1 protein-coding gene is annotated in these 20,225 nt (G+C 75.2%); it reads right to left on the bottom strand.

Going from position 1 to position 20,225, the window contains the following annotated elements:
- Positions 1 to 20,103, bottom strand: a complete 20,103-nt coding sequence (locus OG570_RS36075; protein ID WP_326953360.1) for a type I polyketide synthase — start codon at positions 20,101 to 20,103, stop codon at positions 1 to 3.
- Positions 20,104 to 20,225: the final 122 nt, after the last annotated feature.

The raw sequence follows: 20,225 nt of genomic DNA on the forward strand, positions 1-20,225 counted from the left end.
TCACCTCACACCCAGGTCGTTGTCGATGAACGCGAACAGGTCGTCGGCGGTGCTGAGCTCCGGGACCGACGAGTCGCCGGCGTCGCGGGCGTCGCCCGAACCGGTCCACTTGACGAGCAGGGCCTGCAGCCGCACGGTGATCGCGGCGCGGGCGTCGTCGTCGGCGTCGACCGCGGACAGCAGGTTTTCGAGCTTCTGGAGTTCCGCCAGTGCCGGGCGGGCGGCCGCGCCGTCGCCCAGCGCGGACGTGACGAGCAGGTCCGCCACCCGCGTGATGGTCGGGTGGTCGAAGACGAGCGTCGCCGGCAGCCGCAGCCCGGTGCGGGCTTCGAGGCGGTTGCGCAGCTCCACCGACGTCAGCGAGTCGAAGCCGAGTTCGGTGAAGCTGCGGTCGGGCCCGACGGCGTCATCGTGGCCGAGCACGGCCCCGACCTGCTTGCCGACCAGCCCGATCGCGAACGGCAGCCGGTCGTCCTGGGGCAGTTCGGCCAGCCGGGTGGCGAGGTCCGCTCCCCCGGGTTCGAGGGCCGCGGCCGCCGCGCGCCGCGGTGCGGTGGTGACGAGACCGCGCAGGGCCGGCAGGAGCGGGTCCTGCCCGCGCAGCACGGCGAGGTCGAGCCGCAGCGCCGCCACTGCGGGCGACGCAGTGGCGAGGGCGGCGTCGAACAGCGCGACGCCTTCTTCGGTGGCCAGCGGGGGCATGCCGGACCGCTGCATCCGCGCCAGTTCGGCGTCGGTGAGCGCGCCGGTCATGCCGCTGCCGGCGTGCCAGGCGCCCCAGGCGATCGAGACGGCCGCCTGGCCCGCGGCGGCCCGCTGGTGGGCGAGCGCGTCGAGGAAGGCGTTGGCCGCGGCGTAGTTCGCCTGCCCGGCCGCGCCGAGCGTGCCCGCGATCGAGGAGAACAGGACGAACGCCTTCAGGTCGCGGTCGGCGGTGAGCTCGTGCAGGTGCCAGGCGGCGTCGACCTTCGGCGCGAACACCGTGCCGAGCCGCTCGGGCGTCAGGGCGCCGAGCACGCCGTCGTCGAGGACGCCGGCGGCGTGCACGACGGCGGTCAGGTCCGGCACCGTGCCGAGCACGGCGGCCAGGGCCGCGCGGTCGGCGGCGTCGCAGGCCGCGACGCGGACGTCCGCGCCCAGCTTGGCGAGTTCGTCGACCAGGTCCGGGACGCCGGGGGCGGCGTCGCCGCGGCGGCCGAGCAGCAGCAGGCGCCGCACGCCGCGTTCGGTGACGAGGTGCCGGGCGAAGGTCGCGCCGAGCCCGCCGGTGCCGCCGGTGATGAGGACGGTGCCGTCGGGGTCCCACAGTGCGGGTTCGGCGGCCGGTTCGGCGGCGGCCAGGCGGGCCGTGTGGAGGTGACCGTCGCGCAGCGCGACCTGGGGTTCTCCGGCCGCGAGGGCACCGGCGACCGCGGCCGACGGGAGGTCGCCGTCGTCGAGGTCGAGCAGGACCAGGCGGCCCGGGTTCTCCAGCTGGGCCGCGCGGAGCAGGCCCCAGACGGCGGCCTGCGCGAGGTCGACGTCTTCGGCGCCGACCGCAACGGCGCGGCGGGTGACGACCACCAGAACCGCACCGGCGGCCCGGTCGTCGGCGAGCCACTGCTGGGTCTGGAGCAGGACGTCGGTCGTGACGGTCCGGACGGCGGTGGGCACCGGCATGCCCGGCGGGGCCGAGGTGACCGGCAGCAGCACGACCGGCGGCACGGGCTCGGCGGACTCCAGCAGCGCCGCCAGGCTCGGGTACTCGACGGCTCCTTCGGCCGTCAGGCCCGGTCCGGCGATCGCCGACGTGCCGGCGGCGACCAGCGTCGCTTCCGGCAGCTGCGGCCAGGTGAGCCGGTAGCCGGTCGTGGTGCGCGCCGGGGCGGCGATCCCGGTCGGGACGGCCCGCAGCGCCAGCGACTTCACCGCCACGACGGGCGTGCCGTCCACAGTGGACGCGGTGAGGGCGATGGCGTCGCCCTCCTGCGGCGTGATCCGGACCCGCAGGCCGGTCGCGCCGGCCGCCAGGAAGGACGCGCCGGACCAGCTGAACGGGAGCCGTCCGGCACCGTCCGCGGACAAGCGGGTGAGCGACGCGGCGTGCAGCGCGGAGTCCAGCAGCGCGGGGTGGACGACGAACGACGCGGCTTCGTCGCGGTCGTCCTCGGCGAGGGCGACTTCGGCGTAGACGTCGTCGCCGTGGCGCCAGGCGCGGGTCAGGCCCTGGAACATCGGGCCGTACCCGAGACCGCGCTCGGCCATCGTGTCGTAGAAGCCTTCGAGGTCGACGGCTTCGGCGCCGTCCGGCGGCCAGGTGATCGGGTCGGCGGGTTCGACGTCGGCGGCGGGCACGAGCGTGCCGCTCGCGTTCCGGATCCAGGCCGCGTCCGGGTCGCCGTCGGCCCGCGAGTAGATCCGCAGTGAGCGACGGCCTTCGTCGTCCGCTCCGGCCACCGCGACCTGCAGGACCACGCGGCCCGCGTCCGGCACGACCAGCGGGGCTTCCAGGGTGAGCTCGTCGACCTGCGGGCAGCCCGCCTGGTCGCCGGCGCGGACGGCGAGTTCGAGCAGCGCGGTGCCGGGGACCACGACGGCGCCGCCGACGGTGTGCCCGGCCAGCCACGGCTGCGCCGCGACCGAAAGCCGGCCGGTGAACAGCAGCCCACCGGTGTCCGGCAGCTCGACGGCCGCCCCGACCAGCGGGTGCCCGGCCGCCCACAGCCCGGCGGCGGAGACGTCGCCCGCCTGGGCGAGCAGGCCCTGCGGCCAGATGTGCTGGTGCTGGAACGCGTAGGTGGGCAGCGGGACGGTGCGCGCGGGGCCGAACACCGCGGGCCAGTCCGCGGTGACGCCGGCGACGTGCAGCCGCCCGAGCGCCTCGGTCGCCGCGGTGGCTTCGGGCCGGTCGCGGCGCAGGAGGGCGACGGTGGTCTGACCGGCGTCGAGCGACTCGGCGGCCATGGCCGCCACGGTGCCGTCCGGGCCGATCTCGGCGAAGACGGTCACGCCCAGCTCGGCCAGGCGGCGCACGGCGGGCCCGAACCGGACCGGGCGGCGGACCTGCTCGACCCAGTGGTCGGCGGACGCGAGGACTTCGGCTGTGACCAGGTCGCCGGTGACCGTCGAGACGATCGGCACCGTCGGCGCGGCGGCCGTCAGCCCGGCGACGACCTTGCGGAAGTCGTCGAGCATCCCGTCCATGCGCGGCGAGTGGAAGGCGTGGCTGACGCGCAGGCGGCGGATCTTGCGGCCGTCCGCGGCGAACCGCGCGGCGATCTCCTCGACGCGCCCGGCCTCGCCGGAGAGGACGACCGACGACGGCCCGTTGACCGCGGCGAGGGCGACCTCGTCCTCGCGGCCGTCGAGCAGTGGCCGGACCTCGTCCTCGGTGGCCTGGACGGCGATCATCGCGCCGCCTTCGGGCAGCTGCTGCATGAGCCGGCCGCGCGCCGCGACCAGCGTGCAGGCGTCGTCGAGGCTGAAGACACCGGCCACGTGCGCGGCGGCGATCTCGCCGACCGAGTGCCCGGTCAGGTACTGCGGCTCGACACCCCAGGAGCGGACCAGCCGGTAGAGCGCGACTTCCAGCGCGAACAGCGCCGGCTGCGCGTAGCGCGTCTCGTCGAGCGCGGCGGCGGCTTCGGTGTCTTCCTCGGCGAAGAGCAGCTCCCGCAGCGGGCGATCGAGTTCGCGGTCGAGCCGCGTGACGACCTCGTCGAGCGCGTCGGCGAACGCCGGGAAGGCGTCGGCCAGCTCGCGGCCCATCCCGGCCCGCTGGCTGCCCTGGCCGGCGAACAGGAACGCCGGCACGGCTTCCCCGGACGTCCCGGTGACAAGACCGGCCGAGGAGCCACCACGGGCCAGAACCTCAAGCCGCGCTTGGAGTTCTTCACGGGTGCTGCCGACGACGACGGCCCGCTCGGCGAAGTGCGTCCGGGTCGTGGCCAGCGCGAGGCCCAGGTCGGCGGCGGACGCGGGGTGGGCCTGAGTGTGCGTGAGCAGCCGTTCCGCCTGGTCGCGCAGGGCGTCCGGGGTGCGGCCGGACAAGAGCCACGACACGACGGCGGGTTCGGGCCGGACGTCCACCGGCGCGGGTGCGACGGCGGGCGGCTGCTCGATGACGGTGTGGGCGTTGGTGCCGCTGATGCCGAACGACGAGACGGCGGCGCGGCGCGGGCGGCCGCGGTCGGGCCAGGCGCGGGACTCGGTGAGCAGCGCGATCGTGCCGTCCGACCAGTCGACGTGCGAGGACGGCTCGGTGACGTGCAGGCTGCGCGGCAGCGTGCCGTGCCGCATGGCCTGGACCATCTTGATGATCCCGGCGACGCCGGAGGCGGCCTGCGTGTGGCCGAGGTTCGACTTGATCGACCCGAGCAGCAGCGGGTCGGCGTCGCCGCGTTCCCGGCCGTAGGTGGCCATCAGCGCTTGGGCCTCGATCGGGTCGCCGAGGGTGGTGCCGGTGCCGTGCGCCTCGACGACGTCGATGTCCGAAGTGGACAGTCCGGACGCGGCGAGAGCCTGGCGGATCACGCGTTGCTGCGACGGGCCGTTCGGCGCCGTCAAGCCGTTGGACGCGCCGTCGGAGTTGACGGCCGAGCCCTTCACCACGGCCAGGATGTCGTGGCCGTTGCGGCGGGCGTCGGACATCCGCTCCAGCACCAGGATTCCGGCGCCTTCGGACCAGCCGACGCCGTCGGCGGTGTCCGAGAAGGACTTGCAACGGCCGTCGGCGGACAGGCCGCGCTGGCGGCTGAAGCCGATGAACGTGCTCGGCGTGGACATCACGGTGACACCGCCGGCGAGCGCGAGGGAGCATTCCCCGTTCTGCAAGGCGCGAGCCGCGAGGTGCAGTGCGACCAGCGACGACGAGCACGCCGTGTCCACGGTCAGCGTCGGGCCTTCCAGGCCGAGCGCGTAGGCGACGCGGCCGGACGCGACACTGGGCGCGCTGCCGTTGCCCTGGTAGCCCTCGGTGTCCGGGCTGCCCTGCAGCAACATGCCGTAGTCGGAGTACATGACGCCGACGAACACGCCGGTCCGGGACCCGCGCAGCGACGCCGGATCGACGCCGGTCCGCTCGACGGCCTCCCACGACACTTCGAGCAGCAGCCGCTGCTGCGAGTCCGTGGCCAGGGCTTCACGCGGGCTCATGCCGAAGAAGGCCGGGTCGAACTCCCCCGCCTCGTGCAGGAAACCGCCGCTGCGGGTGTAGGACGTGCCGGGGTGGTCGGGGTCCGGGTCGTAGATGCCTTCGACGTCCCAGCCGCGGTTGGCCGGGAAGTCCGAGACGGCGTCGACGCCGCCGTCGACCAGGCCCCACAGGTCCTCGGGCGAGGTGACCCCGCCCGGGTAGCGGCAGCCCATGCCGACGATGACGATCGGGTCGTTGTCGACGGCCTTCGCCTGGACGACCACCTGGTCGGGCACGTCGGCCTCGCCGGCGATCTCGCCGATCAGGAACGCGGCCAGCGCGGCGGGGCTCGGATAGTCGAAGGTGAGTGTCGCGGGCAGGCGCAGGCCCGTCGCGGCGTCGAGGCGGTTGCGGAGTTCGACGGCGGTCAGCGAGTCGAAGCCGAGTTCGCGGAACGGTCGGTCGGCGGACACGCCGGCCGACGTGCTGTGCCCGAGCACCGCGGCGACCTGCCCGCGGACCAGGTCGAGCACCGCCCGGGAACGTTCGGCCGGGTTCATCCCGGCGAGCGGGTCGTCCAGCCGGGGCAAGTTGGCCGCGGTCTGGCGGACCGGCGTCCGGACCAGGCCGCGCAGCAGGTGCGTGACCTCGGGCTGGACGCTGAGCGCGGCGAAGTCGAGCCGGACCGGCAGCACGGTGTCGAGACCGGTGGCGCAGGCCGCGTCGAACAGGGCCAGGCCCTGCTCGGGTTCGAGGGCGGGCATGCCGGACGCGGCCATCCGCCGCAGGTCGGTGTCGGTGAGCGTGGCGGTCATGCCACCGGCGCGGGACCACGCGCCCCAGCCCAGCGACAGCGCCGGGAGGCCGGCCGCACGACGGCGCCGCACGAGCGCGTCGACGGCGGCGTTGGCCGCGGTGTAGTTCGCCTGCCCGGCCGCGCCGAAGGTGCCCGCGACCGAGGAGAACACGACGAACGCGGCGAGGTCGCCGGTCAGGTCGTCGAGGTGCCAGGCGGCGTCGAACTTCGGCGCGAACACCGTGTCGAGCCGCTCGGGGGTGAGGGAGCCGAGGATGCCGTCGTCGAGGACACCGGCGGCGTGCACGACCGCGGTCAGCGGGTGTGTCTCGGGAATGTCGGCCAGGACCCGCGCCAGGTCGGCGCGGTCGGCGACGTCGGCCGCGGCGGCCGTGACCTCGGCGCCCGACTCGGCCAGCTCGGCGATCAGGTCCGCCGCGCCCGGGGCGTCCGGGCCGCGACGGCTGACGAGCAGCAGCCGCCGGGTGCCGTGGGTGGTCACGAGGTGCCGGGCCAGGGTCGCACCCAGTCCCCCGGTGCCGCCGGTGATCAGGACGGTGCCGTCGCCGTCCCACGCGATCGGCGTGACGTCGTCACGGCGCGGAGCCCGAGCGACACGGGCGGCGGTGATCTCCCCGGCACGCACGCGCACCTGGGGTTCGCCGGTGGCGAGGACAGCGGCAAGGGAGTCCGTGTTGTCGGTGTTGTCTACGTCAGCCAGGACGAACCGGCCCGGATTCTCCCGCTGCGCCGAGCGCACCAAGCCCCAGACGGCGGCGGCCGCGAGGTCGGTGTCGGCCTCAGTGGTGACGAAAACCAGCCGCGAGCCGGTCAGTTCGGGAGCCGCCGACCAGGCCTGCAGCAGGGCGAGCGCGTCGACTGCCGCGGCGCGGACGCCGTCGGGGTCGCCGGCGCGGGCCGGGACCGGGCAGACGACGACCTCGGGTGCCGCCGCGACGACCGCGGCGAAGTCCGGCAGGTCGGCGCCGAAGACGGCCCAGTCCGGGCCCGCCTCGACGTCCGGGCGGGGCACCGGGATCCAGTCGAGGTGGTAGAGCGAGTCGGTGTCGTGGCCGACCTTCGCCACGGCCGCGGGCCGCAACACCAGGGAGTCGACGGTGGCGACCGGGTCGCCGGCCGCGTCACGCAGTTCGATGGCGACGGAGTCCTCGCCGCGCCGGGTGATCTTGGCACGAACGACCGCAGCGCCGCTCGCATGAAGAGTGACGCCGCTCCAGGCGAAGGGCAGGCGGCCACCGTCCACATCGGTCAGTCCGGCGTGTTCGGAGGCGTGCAGGACGGCGTCGAGCAGCGCCGGGTGGACCCCGAACGCCGCCGCGTCGCGCTCGGCTTCCTCGGGCAGGACGACGTCGGCGAAGACCGCGTCCTGACCGCGCCAGACGGCCTTGAGGCCGCGGAACAGCGGGCCGTAGGCGAACCCGCCGGAGGCGAGGCGCTCGTAGAAGCCGTCCAGGGAAACGGGTTCCGCGTCGGTCGGCGGCCAGGTGCGGTCGCCGTCGGCGGGCTGGGTCGTGCCGGTCCCGAGGCGGCCGCTCGCGTGGCGCGTCCACGGCTGTTCGCCGCCGCCGGCGGGGCTGGAGTAGACGGCGAGGTCGCGGTCGCCCGCGGACCCGGCCGGGCCGACGACGACCTGCAGGCGCACGGCGCCCTCGGACGGCAGGACCAGCGGGACTTCGAGGGTGAGTTCGTCGACGCGGGCGCAGCCGACCTGGTCGGCGGCGCGGATCGCGAGGTCGAGGTAGGCGGTGCCGGGCAGCAGGGCCGCGCCGAGCACGAAGTGGTCGGCCAGCCACGGGTGCGTCCGCAGCGAAAGCTGAGCGGTGAACAGGAAGCCCCCCGAGCCGGGCAGTTCGACACCGGCGCCGAGCAGCGGGTGCCGCGCGGCGGTCAGGCCGACCGAGCCGAGGTCGCCCGGGACCGCGCCGGTGGTGCGCGGCCAGTAACGCTCGCGCTGGAACGGATACGTGGGCAGGTCCGGGCCGGGACCGGCGGCCGGGCCGAAGAAGGACGTCCAGTTCACGGCCACGCCGGCGACGTGCAGGCGGCCCAGCGCCCGGACGAACGCGGTCTCTTCGGGCTGGTCGCGGCGCAGCAGCGGGACGCACGCGACGTCGGCGTCCAGGGACGCGGCGGTGGCGGCGGACAGCGAGCCGTCGGGCCCGAGTTCGACGACGGCACCGGCGCCGTACTCGCCGAGCGCGGCGACGGCGTCGGCGAACCGGACGGGCCGGCGCACGTGGTCGACCCAGTACTCCGGCGAGCGCAGTTCGGCCGCGTCGGCGAGGCGGCCGGTCACGGTGGACACGATCGGCAGCCGCGGCTCGCCGAACTCCAGGCCCGCCAGGACGGCGGCGAAGTCCTCGAGCATCGGGTCCATCAGCGGCGAGTGGAACGCGTGGCTGACCGTGAGCTGCCGGACGCGGAACCCCGCGGTGGTCAGGGCCGTGCTGCTCTGCTCGACGGCGTCGGCGGTACCGGCGATGACGACGGCGTCGGGGCCGTTGACGGCGGCGATCGACGTGCCGTCGGCCAGGAGCCCGCGGACGTCGGCCTCCGGCGCGCGCACCGAGGCCATCGCCCCGCCGGCCGGGAGCGCGGCCATGAGGCGGCCACGGGCGGCGACGAGCGCGCAGGCGTCAGCGAGGGACAGGACGTCGGCGACGTGGGCCGCGGCGATCTCACCGACGGAGTGCCCGACGAGCCAGGACGGCTTGACACCGAAGGACTCCAGCAGCCGGAACAACGCGACGCTCAGGGCGAAGGTGGCGGGCTGGGTCCAGTCGGTCCGGTCGAGCAGGGTGGCCTCGGGCGTGCCCAGCTCGGCGAACAGGACGTCGCGCAGCGGGCGGTCCAGGTGCGGGTCGAGGTGGGCGCAGACGGCGTCGAGCGCGTCGGCGAACACCGGGAAGCGCCGGTACAGCTCGTGGCCCATGCCGGGACGCTGGGCGCCCTGACCGGCAAAGACGAACGCGCTCTTGGCCCGCGAGCGAGCGGGTGCCGTGGCCGGGGTCTCCCCCGCGGCGAGAGCGGCCAGTTCGGCCAGCGGGTCGTCGCCGACGATGGCCGCGCGGTGCTCGAACGCCGTGCGCGTGGTGGCCAGCGCCCGGGCGAACCCGACAGGCGTGGGCTCCGAGGACAGGAGGTCGTGCAGTTGCCCGGCCTGGGCGGCGAGGGCCTGCGGGGTACGCGCCGCCAGCAACAGCGGCACGGTCGCGGGCTCCGCCGCGACGGGAGCTTCCGGCGCGGGCGGGGCTTGTTCGAGGATCGCGTGGGCGTTGGTGCCGCTCAGGCCGAACGACGAGACGCCGGCGCGGCGCGGGCGGCCGGTCTCGGGCCAGGTCTGGTGCTCGGTCAGCACCTTCACGGCCCCGGCGGTCCAGTCGACGCGGCTCGAGACCTCGTCGACGTGCAGCGTCCGCGGGAGTTCGCCGTGGCGCAGGGCGAGGATCATCTTGATGACCCCGGCGACACCCGCGGCGGCCTGGGTGTGGCCGAGGTTGGACTTGACCGCGCCGAGCCACAGGGGCTCGCCGTCGCGGTCGCGGCCGTAGGTGGCCAGCAGCGCCTGCGCCTCGATCGGGTCGCCCAGCACCGTGCCGGTGCCGTGGGCCTCGACCGCGTCGACGTCCGATGTGGACAGTCCGGCGTCGGCCAGGGCCTGGCGGATGACGCGCTGCTGGGCCGGGCCGTTGGGGGCGGTGAGGCCGTTGGACGCGCCGTCGGAGTTGACGGCTGTGCCGCGCAGCACCGCCAGCACCGGGTGCCCCAGCTCGCGGGCGGTGGAAAGCCGCTCCACCACGAGCATGCCGGCGCCTTCGGACCAGCCGGTGCCGTCGGCGGCGTCGGCGAAGGGCTTGCAGCGGCCGTCCGCGGCGAGGCCGCCCTGGCGGGCGAACTCGGCGAAGGAGTTCGGGGTGGACATCACGGTGACGCCGCCGACGAGTGCGGCGCCGCACTCGCCGCGGCGCAGGGCCTGCGCGGCCCAGTGCAGCGCGACCAGCGACGACGAGCACGCGGTGTCGACGGTGACCGACGGCCCTTCCAGCCCGAGCGTGTAGGACAGCCGCCCGGACATCACGCTCGCGGTGTTGCCGGTGGCGAGGTGGCCCTGGACGTCTTCGCCGGACGTGGCGAGCAGGTTCACGTAGTCCTGGCCGTTGGTGCCGACGAACACACCGGTGTCACCGCCGCGCAGGGTGGCCGGATCGATGCCGGCGCGCTCCAGCGCTTCCCACGAGACTTCCAGCAGCAGCCGCTGCTGCGGGTCCATCGCGACGGCTTCGCGCGGCGAGATGCCGAAGAAGTCCGCGTCGAAACCGGCTACGCCGTCGAGGAAACCGCCGGTCAGCGCGTACTCGTAGCCGGAGGCCAGCATGCCCAGGTCCCAGCCGCGGTCGGCCGGGAACGCCGTGATGCCGTCCTCGCCGCCGGCGAGCAGGCGCCAGTAGTCCTCGGGCCCGTCGACGCCGCCGGGGAAGCGGCAGCCCATGCCGACGATGACGATCGGGTCGTCGTCCGCCGCTGCGCCGCCGGTCACCAGGCGGACCGGCGTTTCGAGGGTGCCGGCCAGCTCGCCGAGCAGGTACTCGGTCAGGACTTCCGGGGTCGGGTGGTCGAAGACCAGCGACGGCGGCAGGTCGAGCCCGGTCGCCAGGGTCAGCGTGTTGCGGAGTTCGACGGCGGTGAGCGAGTCGAAACCGAGGTCGCGGAACGCGCGGTCGGCCGCGACGCCGCCGGTCCCGGCGTGCCCGAGGACCAAGGCGACCTGTTCCAGCAGCAGGCCGAGCAGGAAGTCGAAGCGGTCGTGCTCGGGCACGGCGCCCAGGCGGGCGCGAAGGCCTTCGTCACCGCGCGGCGACGAGCCGCGCAACGCCGCCAGGACGTCCTTCGCGGCCGGGATGCCGCTGAGCAGCGGGCTCGGCCGCAGCCCGGAAAGCACGGGTGCGTACCGGGTCCAGTCGATGTCGGCGACAGCGACCGTGGTGTCGTCGTGCCCGAGCGCGCGCTCCAGCGCGGCGCCCGCGCGGTCCGGGTCCATCGGCGCGAGGCCGCCGCGACGGGCCCGCTCGGCGACACCGGCTTCGAGCATGCCGTCGCCCGCCCACGGGCCCCACGCGACCGAGGTCGCGGTCAGGCCGAGGCCGCGGCGGTGCTCGGCGAGCGCGTCGAGGGTCGTGTTCGCGGCCGCGTAGACCGCCTGGCCGGCCGATCCCAAGGTGCCGGCGACCGAGGAGAACAGCACGAAGTTCGCGAGATCCGCGGTACGGGTCAGCTCGTGCAGGTGAATCGCCGACGTGACCTTGGCGCGGTGCACGGCGGCGAACCGCTCCGGGGTGAGCGAGTCGAGGACGGCGTCGTCGAGCACACCGGCGGTGTGCACGACCTCGGTCAGCGGCCGGTCTTCGGGGATCGCGGCCAGCACGGCGGCGAGGGCGTCGCGGTCGGCGACGTCGCACGCGGCGATCGTCACCTCGGCGCCCAGCTCGACCAGCTCGTCGCGGAGTTCCGGCGCGCCGGGCGCGTCGGAGCCGCGGCGGCTGAGCAGCAGCAGGTGGGTGCGGCCGGCGCGGGCCAGCAGCCGGGCCGTCACGGCGCCCAGTGCGCCGGTGCCGCCGGTGATCAGGGTGGTGCCGCCGGTGACGTCGGCGCGGGACCGGCGGGTGGTGACCGGAGCGGCGACGAGGCGGCGGCCGAACACCCCGGCCGGGCGGATCGCCAGCTGGTCCTCGCCGTCGGCACCGGCCAGCGCGGCGGCCAGGCGGCGAGACACCTCGGCGTCGAGGTCGCCGGGAAGGTCGATCAGGCCGCCCCAGCGCTGGGGCAGTTCGAGGGCCGCGGCGCGGCCCAGGCCCCAGACGGCGGCCTGAGCGGCGTGGGCGACCGGCTCGCCGGGCGAGACGGCGACGGCTTCGCGGGTCACGCACCACAGCGGCGCGCCGATCCCGGCGTCACCGAGGGCCTGCAGCAGCGTGGTCGTCGCGGTCAGCCCGGCCGGGACGCCGGGGAAGCCGGATTCGTCCAGCGCCAGCAGGGAAAGCACCCCGGTGGCGTCGTTCGGCAGGAGCGCGGCGACCTCGGTGCGATCCAGCGCCGGGTCGAGGGCCAAGGGTTCCGTGCCGAAGTAGCCGGCGACGGTCGTGACCCACGGGTCGTCGGCCAGCGCAGCCGGGACGACCACGAGCCACGAGCCGAGGGCGCCGGAGCGGCCGGCGTTGACCGGGGTCCAGGTCGCGCGGTAGCGCCATCTGTCCACAAGGGACTCGTCGGCGCGGGAGCGGCGGTAGGACGACAGCGCGGGCAGGATCGCGCCGAGCGAGGCGTCGTCGACGTCGAGGCGGGCGGCCAGGCCGGTGACGTCGTGGCGGTCCACGGCGTCCCAGAACTCGGCGTCCCCGCCGCCGGCCGGCTGGGCCGGGGCGGTCGGCGGCCAGAACCACTCGTGCTGGAAGGCGTAGGTCGGCAGGGCGACGCGGCGGGCGCCGGTGCCGGCGTAGAAGGCGGGCCAATCGACGCGGACGCCCTCGACGGACAGCTGCCCGAGGGCGCCGACGAGCGTCTCGACGTCGTCGCGGTTGCGCCGGGCCACGGCGACCGCGGGCACGTCGGGGAGGATCTCGGTGACCATCGCGGACAGCACGGCGTCCGGCCCGACCTCGACGAACAGGCCGGTCCCGGCCTCACGCAGCCGGGTCGTGACGGCGGCGAAACGGACGGGTTCGCGGACGTGGGCGACCCAGCGTTCCGGGTCGGTGACGTCGCCGTCCGCGATCAGCGGCACCGCCGGGGCGCTGAAGGTCAGTCCCGCCACGACCTCGCGGAACGCGGGCAGCATCGGGTCCATCAGCGCCGAGTGGAACGCGTGCGAGACCGTCAGGCGTTTGGTCTCCTCGAAGTGGCTCGCGGCGGCGAGCACGGCCGCCTCGGTGCCGGAGAGCACCACCGAGCGCGGCCCGTTGACGGCCGCGAGCGCGACGTCGTCGCCCAGGTACGGCGCGATCTCGTCCTCGGTGGCGCGGACGGCGACCATCGCGCCGCCCGGTTCGAGCTGCTGCATCAGCGACGCGCGCGCCGTGACCAGCGTGCAGGCGTCGTCCGGAGAGAGCACTCCGGCGACGTGCGCGGCGGCGATCTCGCCGACGGAGTGGCCGGCGACGAAGTCGGGCCGGACGCCCCAGGCGGTGAGCAGCTTGGCCAGCGCGACCTCGACGGCGAACAACGCGGGCTGGGCGAACTCGGTGCGGGACAACGCCTCGGCGTCTTCGGACCACAGGACGTCCCGCACGCGGGAGTCGAGGCGGTCGAGCAGCTCGTCGAGGGCGGCGGCGAAGACCGGATACCGCTCGTACAGCCCGCGGGTCATCCCGGGCCGCTGGGCGCCCTGGCCGGTGAAGACGAACGCCGTCTTCGGGATCGACTTGGCCTCACCCAGGCTGACCAGGGCAGACGGGCGCCCGGCGGCCAGCGCGGCCAGGCCGTCGGCGGCCGACGCGGCGTCGGTCGCGCGGACGACGGCGCGGTGGTCGAACGCCGACCGCGTGGTGGCGAGCGAGAACCCGAGGTCGGCCAGCGGTGTCCCGCTGACGACGTCGAGCAGGCGGGCGGCCTGGTCGCGCAGCGCGTCCGGGGTGCGGCCGGTGACGACCAGCGGCACACAGGTCGGTTCGGTCGCTTCCACGACGGCGGCGGCCGCTGCGGCGGGCGGCTCTTCGATGATGGTGTGGGCGTTGGTGCCGCTGATGCCGAACGACGAGATGCCCGCGCGGCGGGGGCGGCCGGGCGAGGGCCACGGCTGGGCGTCGGTGAGCAGCTCGACGTTCCCGGCGGCCCATTCGACGTGCGTCGAGGGCTCGGTGACGTGCAGGGTGCGCGGCATTGTCTCGTGCCGCATCGCCTGGACCATCTTGATGATCCCCGCGACGCCCGCGGCGGCCTGCGCGTGCCCGATGTTGGACTTGATCGACCCCAGCCGCAGCGGGGTCTCGCGGTCCTGACCGTAGGTGGCCAGCAGGGCCTGGGCCTCGATCGGGTCGCCCAGGGTGGTGCCGGTGCCGTGCGCCTCGACAACGTCGACGTCCGCAGTGGACAGTCCGGACGCGGCCAGCGCCTGGCGGATCACCCGCTGCTGCGAGGGGCCGTTGGGGGCGGTCAGGCCGTTGGACGCGCCGTCGGAGTTGACCGCCGAGCCGCGCACGACGGCGAGGATGTCGTGGCCGTTGCGGCGGGCGTCCGACATCCGCTCCAGGACGAGGATGCCGGCGCCTTCGGACCAGCCGACGCCGTCGGCGGTGTCCGAGAAGGACTTGCAGCGGCCGTCTTCGGCGATGCCGCGCTGGCGGCTGGAGGCGATGAACGAGCCGGGCGTCGACATCACGGTGACGCCGCCCGCCAGGGCCAGGGAGCACTCCCCCTGCCGCAGCGCCTGCGCCGCCCAGTGCAGCGCGACGAGCGACGACGAGCACGCGGTGTCGACGGTGACCGTGGGGCCTTCGAGGCCCATCGTGTAGGCGATCCGGCCCGAGGCGACGCTCGGCGCGCTGCCGTTGCCCTGGTAGGCCTCGGCTTCCGGGCTGCCCTGCAAGAGCATCCCGTAGTCGGAGTACATCACGCCGACGAAGACGCCGGTGCGGGAGCCGCGCAGCGACACCGGGTCGACCCCGGCACGCTCGACGGCTTCCCAGGAGACCTCGAGCAGCAGCCGCTGCTGCGAGTCCGTGGCGATGGCCTCGCGCGGGCTCATCCCGAAGAACGCCGGGTCGAACTGCCCCGCGTCGTGCAGGAAACCGCCACTGCGCGTGTACGACGTCCCCGGGTGGTCGGGGTCGGGGTTGTAGAGGCCTTCGACGTCCCAGCCGCGGTTGACCGGGAAGCCGGACACCGCGTCGACGCCGCCGTCGACCAGGCCCCAGAGGTCTTCCGGCGAGCCGACGCCGCCCGGGTACCGGCAGCCCATGCCGACGATGACGATCGGGTCGTCGGACACCGGCCGCAGCGTCGTCGGCGCGTCCGTCGTCTCTGCGGCGGCGCCGGTCAGTTCCCGGTCGAGGTGGGTGGCCAGGGCTTCAGGGGTCGGGTAGTCGAAGACGAGCGTCGCGGGCAGGCGCAGACCGGTCGCGGCGTCGAGGCGGTTGCGCAGCTCGACGGCCGTCAGCGAGTCGAAGCCGAGGTCCTTGAACGCGCTGCGGACGTCGACGGTGTCGGTCGCCGCGTAGCCGAGCACGAGGCCCGCTTCGGCGCGGACGAGGTCTTCGAGGACGCGGGCCCGGTCGGCCGGGTCCAGCGCGCCGAGGCGTTCGGCCAGCGCGGACGCCGGGACCGCGCCGGCCGCCGGCCGGCCGCCACCGGGGACGAGCCCGCGCAGCAGCGGCGGGATGCCCGGGCGGCCGCGCAGGGCCGCGAGGTCCACGCGCATCGGCAGCACGGCGGGTTCGTTCTCGGCCAGCGCGGCGTCGAACAACGCGAGGCCCTGGGCGGGGTCGAGGGACGGCAGGCCCGCGGCGGCGAGGCGCCGGTGGTCGGCGTCGGACAGGTGCGCGGCCATGCCCGCGTCACCGGCCCAGGCGCCCCAGGCCAGGGACAGGCCCGGCAGTCCCAGCGCGCGGCGGCGCTGGGCGAGCGCGTCGAGGAAGGCGTTGGCGGCGGCGTAGTTGCCCTGGCCGGGGCTGCCGAGCACACCGGCGGCCGAGGAGAACAGGACGAACGCGCCGAGGTCGTGGTCGCGGGTCAGCTCGTGCAGCGCCCAGGCCGCGTCGACCTTGGCGCGGAAGACGGTGGCGACGCGCTCGGGCGTCAGGGTTTCGATGACGCCGTCGTCGAGGGCGCCGGCGGTGTGCACGACGGCGCTGAGCGGGTGCTCGGCCGGGATCGAGCCGAGCAGCGCGGTCAGCGCGTCACGGTCGGCGGCGTCGCACGCCACCACGGACGCCTGCGCGCCGAGCGCGGCCAGGTCGGCGACGAGGTCGGCCGCGCCGGGCGCGTCCGGGCCGCGACGACCGGCGAGCAGCAGGTGCCGGACACCGTGTTCGGTGACCAGGTGCTTGGCGATCAGGCCGCCCAGTCCCCCGGTGCCGCCGGTGACGAGGACCGTGGCGCCGTCCGGGATGCGCGGCGTGGCGGGCTCGTCGCCGACGGGCAGTCGGGCCAGGCGCGGCAGCACGATGCCGCCGTCGCGGATCGCGGCCTGGGACTCGCCGGAGCCGAGCAGCCGCGGCAGGACCGCGGCCAGGTCGTCGGGGTCGGTGACGTCGACCAGCACGAACCGCTCGGGGTGCTCGGCCTGGGCCGCGCGCACCAGGCCCCAGACCGCGGCGGCGGCGGGATCGACGTCGTCGTCCGGGAGGACCGCCTCGGCGCCGCTGGTGACGAACACCAGCCGCGAGCGGGCGAAGTCTTCGTCGGCGAGCCAGCTCTGCAGCAGTTCGAGGGCCCAGGAGGTGGCGGCGTGGGCCGCGGCCGCGTCGCCCTCACCGGTCGGCGGGAGCGGGGCCAGCACGACGGCGGGCGGGGTGTCGGCGGCGATCCGGATCGTGCGCAGGTCGTCGAACACGGCCGGGGCGGAGAAGCCGAAGTCCGCGCCGTGGCCCAGGAGTACCCAATCCGCGTCGTCGGCGGGCTTCGTCATCGAGACGGCCGGGACCGGCGTCCACACCGTGCGGAACAGCGAATCGTGGCGGGTGGCGCGGACTTCGCCGGCGCTGACCGCGCGGAAGGTGAGCGACTCCGCTGCCAGCACGGGGTTGCCCGCGGTGTCGGTGACCTCGACGGACACCGCGTTGTCGCCCGCCGGGGCGAGCCGGGCCCGCAGTGTCGAGGCGTGCGAGGGGTGCACGCCGACGCCGCGCCAGGAGAACGGGAGGCCGTCGCGGTCTTCGTAGTGGGCCGACGCGTGCAGGACCGCGTCAAGCAGCGCCGGGTGCAGGCCGAACGACGACGCCTCGGCCTCGTGCTCCGGCGGCAGCGCGACCTCGGCGTAGATCTCCTCGCCGACGCGCCAGGCGGCACGCAGGCCGCGGAACGCCGGGCCGTAGTCCAGGCCCTGGTCGACGAGCCCGTCGTAGAAGCCGTCGAGGACGATCGGCTCGGCTCCGGCCGGCGGCCACTGCGCGCCGACCGTGGCGACCACGGCGCCGCCGACACCGAGGCGGCCGCTCGCGTGCCGCACCCAGGTCTGGGCGTCGCCGTCGTCCTGCTGCGAGAAGACGCTCAGCGAGCGGCTGCCGTCGACGTCGGGCGGGCCGACGACGACCTGCAGGCGCACCCCGGTCGTCGCGGGCAGGACCAGCGGGGCCGCGAGGGTCAGCTCTTCGACGCGGGCGCAGCCGACCTGGGCACCGGCGCGGCCGGCCAGCTCCAGGAACGCCGTGCCGGGCAGGAGCTTCGCGCCGAGCACGACGTGCTGGCCCAGCCACGGCTGCCGGTTGACCGACAGCTGGCCGGCGAACAGGAACCCACCCGATTCGGGCAGTTCCACGGCGGCGCCGAGCAGCGGGTGCCCGGCCGCGTCGAAGCCGAGCCGGCTGAGGTCGCCGCCGGTGCCGGCTTCGAGCCAGTAGGTGCGGCGCTGGAAGGCGTACGTCGGCAGCTCGATCGTCCGGGCGCCGGTGCCCTCGTGCCACGCCGTCCAGTCGAACTTGCCGCCGCGGACGTGCCAGCGCGCCAGGGCGGAGAGCAGCGTGGTGGTCTCGTCGCGGCCACGGCGCGACGCGGGGATGCACTCGGTGTCGAGGGTGGGGTCGAGCAGCTCGGCCGTCATCGCGGACAGCGTCGCGTCCGGGCCCACTTCGACGAAGGTGCGTGCGCCGCGCGACACCAGGTCCGCGACCGTGTCGGCGAACCGGACGGCGTCGCGCACGTGCGAGACCCAGTAGTCCACAGTGGACACGTCGCCGGTCGCGACGACCGGGATCGTCGGGGCGGCGAACGTCAGCCCGAGCAGCACCCCGCGGAACTGGTCGAGGATCGGGTCCATCAGCGGCGAGTGGAAGGCGTGGGACACCTTGAGCCGCTTGGTCTTCTCGAACTGCCCGGCGACGGCCAGCACGGCGTCCTCGGTGCCGGAGAGCACCACGGCCTGCGGGCCGTTGACGGCCGCGATCGCGACGCCGTCGGTCAGCAGCGGCAGCACGTCGGCTTCGGCGGCCTGCACGGCGACCATCACGCCGCCGTCCGGCAGGGCCTGCATGAGCCGGCCGCGGGCGGAGACGAGGGTGCACGCGTCGGCCAGGGACAGCACCCCGGCGACGTGGGCCGCGGCGATCTCGCCGACCGAGTGGCCGGCGACGAAGGCGGGCCGCACGCCGAGGGACTCAAGCAGGCGGTAGAGCGCGACTTCGAAGGCGAAGAGGGCGGGCTGGGCGACGCCGGTACCGTCCAAAGCGGATTCGCCGTTGCCGGTCAGCGCGTCGCGGACGGCCGGGTCGAGCAGCGCGAGGATCTCGTCGAGGGCCGCGGCGAACACCGGGAACGCGGCCGCGAGGGTGCGGCCCATCCCGGCCCGCTGCGAGCCCTGGCCGGTGAACAGGAACGCCGCGTCGCCGGTGTGCAGGGCGGAACCGGTGTGGACGCCGGGGGCGACGTTTCCGGCGGCGAGCGCGCGCAGGCCGTCGAGGAGCTCGTCGCGGGTGGTGCCGGTGACGACGGCCCGCTGCGGGAACGCGACGCGGGTGTCCGCCAGCGAGCCGGCGACGTCGAGGGCGGTGACGTCGGCGTGGTCGTCGAGGTGCGTGCGCAGGCGCGCGGCTTGATCGCGGACGGCGTCCGCGGTGCGCCCGGAGATCGGCCACAAATACCCGGCGGGCGCGCGCTGCGGCTCGGCGGCTTCGACGGGGGTGTCGCCGGGTTGTTCGAGGATGATGTGCGCGTTCGTGCCGCTGATGCCGAACGACGACACGGCCGCGCGGCGCGGTTTCCCGGTCTCCGGCCACGGCCGCTGCTCGGTGAGCAGCGAGACGGCGCCGGCGGTCCAGTCCACATGGGACGTCGGGGCGTCGACGTGCAGGGTCTTGGGCAGGACGCCGTGGCGCATCGCCATGATCATCTTGATGATGCCGCCGACGCCGGCCGCGGACTGCGTGTGCCCGACGTTCGACTTGAAGGAGCCCAGCCACAGCGGCCGGTCGGTCGGCCGGTCGCCGCCGTAGGTGGCCAGCAGGGCCTGGGCCTCGATCGGGTCGCCGAGCACCGTGCCGGTGCCGTGGGCCTCGACGGTGTCGATGTCGGCGGGCGCGAGCCCGGCGTTGTCGAGGGCCTGGCGGATCACGCGCTGCTGCGACGGGCCGTTGGGGGCGGTGATGCCGTTGGACGCGCCGTCGGAGTTCACCGCGGACCCGCGGAGCACGGCGAGCACCTGGTGCCCGTTGCGCCGCGCGTCGGACAGCCGCTCCAGCAGCAGCATGCCGGCGCCTTCGGAGAACCCGGCGCCGTCGGCCGCGTCGGCGAACGACTTGCAGCGGCCGTCGGAGGCGAGGCCGCCCTGCCGGTCGAACTCCCCGTACAGGCCGGGCGTCGCCATCACCGTGACGCCGCCGGCCAGCGCCAGCGAGCACTCGCGGGCCCGCAGCGAACGGGCGGCCCAGTGCAGCGCGACCAGCGACGACGAGCAGGCGGTGTCGACCGTGACGGCCGGGCCCTCCAGGCCGTAGAAGTAGGCGATCCGGCCGGAGATGACCGAGCACTCGGTGCCGGTGACCAGGTAGCCCTCGACGCCGTCGGGCAGCGCGGCGAGGCCGCGGCCGTAGTCCTGGGACGCCGCGCCGACGAACACGCCGCCGGTGCTGCCTTCGAGGCTGCCGGGGTCGATCCCGGCCCGCTCGAACGCTTCCCAGGCCAGCTCCAGCACGATCCGCTGCTGCGGGTCCATCGCCAGCGCTTCCCGCGGCGAGATGCCGAAGAACGCCGGGTCGAAGTCACCGGCCTGGTGCAGGAACCCGCCCTGGTGCGCGCTCTCGGGCCAGCCGCGGCCGTCCGGGAAGCCGGACACCGCGTCGACCCCGTCGGCGACCAGCCGCCACAGCTCGTCCGGGGATTCGACCCCGCCCGGGTAGCGGCAGCTCATCGCGACGATCGCGACGGGCTCGCTCGACGTCGAGAGGAGATTCTGGTTCTGTCGCCGCAGCTGCTGGTTCTCCTGCACCGCGACGCGCAACGCCTCGACAACTCGATCGGACCCGGCCGGCATAGTCTTCTCCACGGTGAGCGCATCGGTGTTGACGGTTACCTGGGTAGCGCCACCGCGTCGGCGTTCTCCTCTGGACCGGCGGCGGGCGAACGTCCTTCTTGGCGAGTGAGTCAACCGCACGG

The organism is Amycolatopsis sp. NBC_01286 (assembly GCF_035982555.1).
Taxonomy (GTDB): domain Bacteria; phylum Actinomycetota; class Actinomycetes; order Mycobacteriales; family Pseudonocardiaceae; genus Amycolatopsis.

Coding starts and splice junctions, on each gene's coding strand:
- OG570_RS36075 (WP_326953360.1), bottom strand. CDS start 20,103: ATGCCGGCCGGGTCCGATCGAGTTGTCGAGGCGTTGCGCGTCGCGGTG.